Below are 6837 nucleotides of genomic sequence, written 5' to 3' on the forward strand. Positions count from 1 at the left end.
TCTCTGCGAGGTGGCCGCGCGAACAGGTGCGGGCGTACGCGGCCGGGATCCGTCCTATGCGGCCGCGCGCAGCGGCCGGCGCTCCTCGGCCAGCCGCTCCAGCAGCTCGATGCCCCGTTCCACGCCGGGCATCCCGGCCATCTCCGCCTGGAGCCGGGCGGCGTTGCGCCGGTAGAGGTCGTCGTCCAGGGTGGCGCGCACCGCGTCGCGGATGCGTTCCGGCGTGGCCGCGGCCTCGTCGATGCGGATCGCCACCCCGGCCGCGCTGAGCCGGTGGGCGTGATACGGCTGGTCGACGGCGACCGGGACGACCACCATCGGCAGGCCGTGCCGCAGCGCGCCGACTGTGGTCAGGTAGCCGGCGTGGTGCAGCACCACGGCGGTGCGGCGCAGCACCTCGTCCTGCGGGATGTACGTGGCCAGCCGCACGTTCGGCGCGTCGATGCCGGTGGCGGCGAGGTCGACGCCGGAGCCGAGCGTCATGACCACGTCGACGTCCTCGTCGCGCAGGCCCCGCGCGGCGGCGCGGAACAGGTGCGGCGTCTGGTTGAACGCGGTGCCCATGGTCATGTAGATCAGCGGCCGTGTGGCCGGCGCGGTGAGCCAGTCCGGCACCGGGCCGTCCACCTGGTACAGCGGCGGCATGATCGGGTGCACCACCTCGTCCTCGGCCCGTCCGCCGAACCAGAGCAGCGGGTCGTCGGACAGCGGCTGCATGCTCGGCAGGTACGCATCGAGGTAGAGGTACGGGTAGAGCCGCGCCATGCCCGGATCGGCGGGCAGTCCGAGGCGGGTGCGGGCCTGGCTCCAGCCCGCACCCATCGTCTGCGCCGTGACCGCCCGGGGCAGGCGCGGGAGCTGGCCGAGCGCCGCATAGGGCACGCCCACCGCGTCGGCGGCGAGCGGCCCGGCCCACTCCAGCGACTCGTGCAGCAGCACGTCGGCGCGGGTGTCCCGGAGCACCTCGACGATGCCCGGGATGAGCGCGGCGGTGGCCATGGCCATCAGCCGCAGCCGCCGGCGCTCGTCGTCGAACGCCGACGTCCTCGGCCCGTCGGCCAGCCACGCCGGGCCGACCTCCACCACGTCCAGCCCGGCCCGGGTCACCCAGGGGCCGAGACCCCGTCCGGTGACCACCGTGACGTCGTGCCCGGCGGACCGGGCGGCGAGCGCGAGCGGGGCGATCGCATGGAAGTGCCCGACCGCCGGCTGGCAGGTCACCACGACTTTCATGAGGGCCATCCACCTCCGGATAATGGGTGACGGAGCCCTGGCCCCCGGTATTCTCGCCCAGCCGATCCGCAGGCACCACAGTCGACGGAGGCCACCGATGACCACCTCCTCCCCGCCCGGAATCGCGGCGGACTTCCTCGCCACCGTCACCGGCGCCGCGTACGCCGACGACCCGTACCCGTTCCTGCGCCGGCTGCGCGACGAGGCGCCGGCGGTACGCACCAACGCGGGCATCTGGCTGGTGTCCCGGTACGACGACGTCCGCGCCGGGCTGCGCGACCCGCGACTGAGCTGCGACCTGGGCCGGCTCACCGCGTACGACGAGTACTTCCGTACCCGGGGCATCGACGCCCGGTTCCCACTGCCGCTCAACGCGCTCGACGCGCCGGACCATCCGCGCATCCGCTCGGCGATGAGCCACGAGTTCGTGCCGCAGGCGGTGGACGCCATGCGCCCGGCGATCGACGCGGCCGTCGCCGAGGTGGTGGGCGCGCTGCCGGACCGGGGCGAGATCGACCTCGTCGCCGACGTCGCGTACCCGGTGCCGATCGCGGTGATCGGACGCCTGTTCGGGCTGCCCCGGGCGGACTGGCCGCTGCTGGAGCGGTGGTCGCGCGCGTTCGGCGCCGCCTCCGACCCGGACGCGCTGCTCAGCGACGCGCAGCGGGACGCGGCGGCCGAGGCGACGCGGGAAGCGGGCGACTACTTCGGCCGGCTGCTGACCCGCCGCCGGCGCGAGCCGACCGGCGACCTGATGAGCAGGTGGCTGGCCGCGCAGCGCGCCGAGCGGACGATGACGCTCGCCGAGCTGCTGGTGAACGGCGTCTTCCTGCTCATCGTCGGGCACCACAACACGGTGAGCCTGATCGGCAACGGGATGCTGGCGCTGCTGCGGCACCCGGAGCAGCTCGACCGGCTCCGCGTCGACCCGGCGCTGACGACGGGCGCGGTGGACGAGCTGCTGCGCTACGACAGCCCGGTGCAGACCGCGACCCGGGTCACCACCGGTGAGCACCGGGTCGGCGACGTCACGATCCCGGCCGGGCAGCCGGTGATGCTGCTCGTCGGCTCCGCCAACCGGGACGAGCGGGCTTTCCCCGACCCGGACCGGCTCGACGTGGACCGGCCCGGCGCGAACCGCAACCTCGGCTTCGGGCGGGGCGCGCACGCCTGCGTGGGCGGCTACCTGGCGCGGCTGGAGACGGCCGCGACGCTCACCGCGCTGCTGCGCGCCCGGCCCGGGCTGGCGCTCGCCGGTGCGCCGCGCCGGGCGGTGCCGAGCTTCAGCCTGCGGGCGCTGACCGCGCTGCCGCTGCGCGTCGACCGGGCGCCTCACTCCTCCCGGTAGCCGCGCGACGCGACCTCGGCGACCAGGTCCGGCAGTACGGCCAGGGACGGGCAGCGCGCCTGGTCGCCGGTCTCGGCCAGCTCCGCCACGGCACCGGCGACGGCCGCCACGACAGTGGTCACCAGGTCGTCGCCGACGTCCCGGAACGCCAGGTCGTTGGTGCCGAACCGCAGCCCGCTTGTCTGCCCGACCGGTCGCGGGTCGTCCGGCACCGGATTGCGGTTGGCGAGCACACCGTGCGCCTCCAGCACGTCGCAGACGTACCGGCCGGACACCGGGGCGTGCCGCAGGTCGACGAGCACCATGTGGGTGTCGGTGCCGCCGGTCAGCACCGGTACGCCCCGGCCGGTGAGGGCGTCGGCGAGCAGCCCGGCGTAGCGCACCACCCGGCCCATCGCGGCGGCGAACGCCGGCCGGGCCGCGTGGCGCAGCGCGACCGCCTTGCCGGCGATGGCACCGAAGTCGGGCGTGCCCTGGAAGCCGGGGAACACCGCCCGGTCCAGGTCGGCGGCGCGGACCCGGGACCGGGCGCCGAGCAGGGCCAGCCCGCCCCGGGGGCCGCGCAACTGCTTGTACGTGGACGTGGTCACCACGTCGCAGTGGTCGAACGGCGACGGGTGCAGCCCGGTGGCGACCAGGCCGCTGACGTGGCTGACGTCGGCCATCAGCAGCGCGCCGGTCTCGTCCGCGGCGCGGCGGAACGCGGCGAAGTCGACCGCCCGGGGGCAGGCCGAGCCGCCGCAGATGAGCAGCCGGGGCCGGACCTCGCGGACCAGCGCGGCCACCGCGTCGGTGTCCACCAGCCCGTCCGGGCCGACCCGGTAGTGCCGGGCCCGCACCCGGCGGGAGACGCTCGCCGCGCCGGAGACGTGCGACAGGTGCCCGCCGTGGCTCAGCTCCAGCGACAGCACTGTGTCGTCCGGCCCGAGCAGCCCGTAGAGCACGGCCAGGTTCGCCGCCGAGCCGGACGCCGGCTGCACGTTCGCGTGCGCGGCACCGAACAGCAGCTCGGCGCGGGCCCGGGCGAGCCGTTCCACCGCGTCGACGGTCTCGGCGCCGGAGTGGTAGCGCTGCCCCGGGTACCCCTCGGCGGTGACGGCGCCGAAGCCCAGCGCACCGGCGGCCAGCACGGCCGGCGGCGTCGGGCTGGCCCCCGCGACCAGGTTGAGCTGCCGGCACCGCCGCTCCCGCTGCCGGTGGGCGAGTGCCACGAGCGCCGGATCGGCGGCGGCCAGCCGGGCGAACCCCTCGCCCCCGGCGGCGGCGACGGCGGACAGCGCCGCGATCCGGTCGGTCGTGCCGGTGTCCGGCGCGCCGGTGAGCGCCTCGCTGGTCACGGCGTCGACGGCCAGGCCGCGGCGGCCGGCAGTGACCACGCGGTACGCAGCACCTCGGCGATCAGCGCGCCCCGCTGCGGCACCAGGTAGAAGTGGTCGCCGGGGAACAGCCGGGCGGTGAACGCCCCGGTGGTCACCGACCGCCAGCCGTCCACGGCGGCCGGGTCGACCTCCGGGTCGCGGTCGCCGGAGCAGGCCAGCACCGGGCAGGTCAGCAGCGGCAGCGGCGCCGGCCGGTAGGTCTCGCTGAGCCGGTAGTCGGCCCGCAGCACCGGCAGCAGCAGCGCCCGCAACTCGTCGCTGTCGAGCACCTCCTGCCGGGTACCGCCGGAGCGGGCCACGTCCTGCCACAGCTCGTCGCCGCTCATCAGGTGCACCGAGCGGCCCGGGTCCACCGGCGCCTGCCGGCCGGACACGACGAGCAGCACCGGCGACGGCAGGCGGCGGGCGGTCTCGAACGCGACAGCCGCGCCGAGGCTGTGCCCGAACAGGACGGTGGGCGCCGGGTCGAGGCCGGCGAGCGCGTGCGCCACCTCGGCGGCGAGGCGGCACAGGTCGGTGGCGGGCGGCTCGGCGATGCGCTCCTCCCGGCCCGGGTACTGCACGGCCAGCAGTTCCACCCCGCCGGGCAGGTGCCCGGCCCACTGCCGGAAGCCGCTCGCCCCGCCCCCGGCGTGCGGGAAGCAGACGAGCCGCGTGGCCGGCGCGGCGGGCGCGGCGTACCGCTGGAGGCAGCGGGTCAGCGGGGTCATGCCGCCTCCGGTCCCGCGGACAGGTGCCGCGCGGACAGCACCGTGGGGGTGTCCCGCCGGACCAGGTGCATCGGCCCGAGCAGATCGAGCACGTCCTGGGTGAGCCGGCCGAGCGTGAGATGGTACTGGCCTCTGGTCATCGGATCCTCGCCGTCGGTCACCGCGTCCCACAATCCCGTCAGGGCGGTCTGGACCGCCGCCGGCCACTGTCGTGTGAAGACCTCCGCGAACGTCGGCGCGGTCGCCGGACCGACCGCCTCCGCGACGCCGTAGCTCAGGTGCGCGTCGGCCAGCTCGTCGAACCCGGCCAGCCCGTCCGTCGGCGGCAGGTGCGGCCGGGGGCACCACAGCACCGGCCCGTTGCTGCTGACCAGCGTCAGCGTGCCGCCCTCGGTGCCGACGGTGATCCGGTGCCACAGGTGGGCGTGGTTGTCCGGCTCGCGTGGGTCGAGGTGGTGCTGCACCCGCAGCGTGACCGGCACGCCGCCGAGCACACCGGCGAGGCTGTGGAACGGCGCCTCGGCCGGCGGTACGCCGGGCGGCGTGACCGGCGGGGCGAACGTCCACGGACGCAGCCGGGGCAGCGCCTCGCCGAGCACGTCGAACAGCGTGTAGAGCACCTGCACGCTGGTGGCCGCGTCGACGAACAGCAGTTCCTGCCGGGCCGCGAGGTCGCGTACCGCGGCGATGAAACGGCGTACCGCGGCCACGTGGACGTGGTGGCTGTTGAGCCGGTACCGCACCCCGGAGGCGCGGGCCTGGCGCAGGCACTCCGCCAGCTCCCCCGGGTGCACCGGGTGCTCCTGGAGCACGTGCACGCCCCGGCGCATCAGCTCGACCGCGAGCCGGGCGCCGGGCCCGCCGGTGGGCGCGGAACCCACCACCACGCAGGCCGCGTCCACGTCGCCGGGCAGGTCCGCCACCCGGGTCCACAGCGGCACGCCGTAGCGTTCGGCGCAGGCCCGGGACCGCTCGCTGCCACGGGCGAGCACGCCGGCCAGCTCGAACGGGAACGCCGGGTCGGCGACGCCGGCCAGGTAGACCCGGCCGAACCCGGTGCCGGCGACGACCACCCGGGGCCCTGTCACAACGCGCCCTCCTCGACCGCCGACGCCGCCTCGGCGGCTGGTACGTCGAACGTCTCGAACGCGGTGAGCGCGCCGGTGCGCAGCAGCGCCTCGACCAGCCGCTCCGGGTGCAGGCCCTCGGCCGCGAAGTGCGTCCCCGGCTTCACCAGCCCGTCCAGCACCTGCCGCGCGGCCAGCGCCAGGACCGTGCCGGTGAGGGCGGACGTGTCGGTCGAGCGGGCCAGCACGGTCCGGGTGACCGGATCGCCCGCGGCGTCCGCGCCGGACAGCTCCAGCAGCATCAGCTGGTACGGGCGGCGCGAGAACATGTCCAGGTCGGCGGCGCGGGCCAGCTCGGCGGCGGCCCGGGTCAGGTCGCTCTGCCCGGCCATCGCCCCCTGGAGGCGGCCCAGCGTGGCCATCATCGCGGCGCCGCCGTCGAAGACGGAGTTCCAGCGGACCTCGTCCAGGCCGAGTCCGGCGCCGAGCCGGCGCGCCTCGTAGCCGAGGTACGGGTGCACGCCGACCGGGTTGGGAAAGAACGGCACCAGCGCGTCCACCTGTGGTTCGGCGGCGCGGGCGACCGGCCGGCCGCCGATCCACACGGCGCGCGACTCCCGCTCGCGGTCGTGCAGGCTGAGCAGGTAGTCGACCGCGCCGGCCGGGGTGAGCCTGTCCATCACGCCGAGGTGGGCGACCAGGCGCCGGGGCCGGGTCACGCCCCGCGCCGCCAGCCAGCGGGGCAGCAGCCCGCTGAGTCCCGGCATCATCCCGGCGGTGACGAGCGCGATCCGGCCCTGCGCGGCGAGGTCGCGCCCGGCGAGGCGGTCGTACAACGGCTCGTCCCCGCCGGCGTCCACGTAGTCCGCGCCGGCGGCCAGAGCGGCCACCGCCACCCGGTCGAGCACCTGGTGCGACGCGCCGCCCGCGCAGACGACGAGCCGGCAGCCGGCGCAGAAGCGGGCCAGCGAGTCCCTGTCGTACACGTCGACAGCGACCGCCTCCCCGGCGCCGCCGAGCCGGTCGCGGACCAGCGCCGCGGCCCGGTCGGGGTTCCGGCCGCCGACGCGCAGCGGGCCGACGCCGTCGCGGTGCAGCCG

At 76.4% G+C, this 6837-nt stretch carries 6 protein-coding genes; 1 reads left to right on the top strand and 5 read right to left on the bottom strand.

What is annotated here, in order from left to right; all coding sequences use genetic code 11:
* Window positions 1-54: 54 nt before the first annotated feature.
* The gene (locus AC2CHG_RS14715; protein ID WP_484524939.1) at window positions 55-1242 is read right to left on the bottom strand and encodes a glycosyltransferase; all 1188 of its coding nucleotides are present in this window, start codon (window positions 1240-1242) and stop codon (window positions 55-57) included.
* Window positions 1243-1330: 88 nt separating this feature from the next.
* On the opposite strand from AC2CHG_RS14715, the gene AC2CHG_RS14720 reads away from it, so the two are divergent.
* Window positions 1331-2581 (top strand): cytochrome P450, encoded by a 1251-nt coding sequence (locus tag AC2CHG_RS14720; protein ID WP_484524940.1) that lies wholly within the window; start codon window positions 1331-1333, stop codon window positions 2579-2581.
* Here AC2CHG_RS14720 and AC2CHG_RS14725 read toward each other — a convergent pair.
* From AC2CHG_RS14725 to AC2CHG_RS14740, 4 genes are all read right to left on the bottom strand, one after another.
* Entirely contained in the window at window positions 2566-3957 is a 1392-nt protein-coding gene (locus tag AC2CHG_RS14725; protein WP_484524941.1) for a serine hydroxymethyltransferase, read from the bottom strand. The two genes, AC2CHG_RS14720 and AC2CHG_RS14725, sit on opposite strands and share 16 nt — an antisense overlap.
* The gene (locus AC2CHG_RS14730) at window positions 3915-4670 is read right to left on the bottom strand and encodes a thioesterase II family protein (protein WP_484524942.1); all 756 of its coding nucleotides are present in this window, start codon (window positions 4668-4670) and stop codon (window positions 3915-3917) included. Before AC2CHG_RS14730 ends, AC2CHG_RS14725 begins: the two co-directional genes overlap by 43 nt.
* Window positions 4667-5758, bottom strand: coding sequence for a Gfo/Idh/MocA family oxidoreductase (locus AC2CHG_RS14735; RefSeq protein ID WP_357209594.1), 1092 nt, complete (start codon window positions 5756-5758; stop codon window positions 4667-4669). The genes AC2CHG_RS14730 and AC2CHG_RS14735 overlap by 4 nt, the downstream gene beginning before the upstream one ends.
* The coding region (locus tag AC2CHG_RS14740) for a saccharopine dehydrogenase NADP-binding domain-containing protein (RefSeq protein ID WP_484524943.1) at window positions 5755-6837 on the bottom strand (1083 nt) is incomplete at its 5' end. The genes AC2CHG_RS14735 and AC2CHG_RS14740, both read right to left, overlap by 4 nt.

It is taken from the genome of Micromonospora sp. ATLC20 (assembly GCF_057196585.1).

Bases quoted from the DNA above. Each gene is read 5' to 3' on its own strand.
- AC2CHG_RS14715 (WP_484524939.1), bottom strand. From the start codon at position 1,242: ATGGCCCTCATGAAAGTCGTGGTGACCTGCCAGCCGGCGGTCGGGCAC.
- AC2CHG_RS14720 (WP_484524940.1), top strand. From the start codon at position 1,331: ATGACCACCTCCTCCCCGCCCGGAATCGCGGCGGACTTCCTCGCCACC.
- AC2CHG_RS14730 (WP_484524942.1), bottom strand. From the start codon at position 4,670: ATGACCCCGCTGACCCGCTGCCTCCAGCGGTACGCCGCGCCCGCCGCG.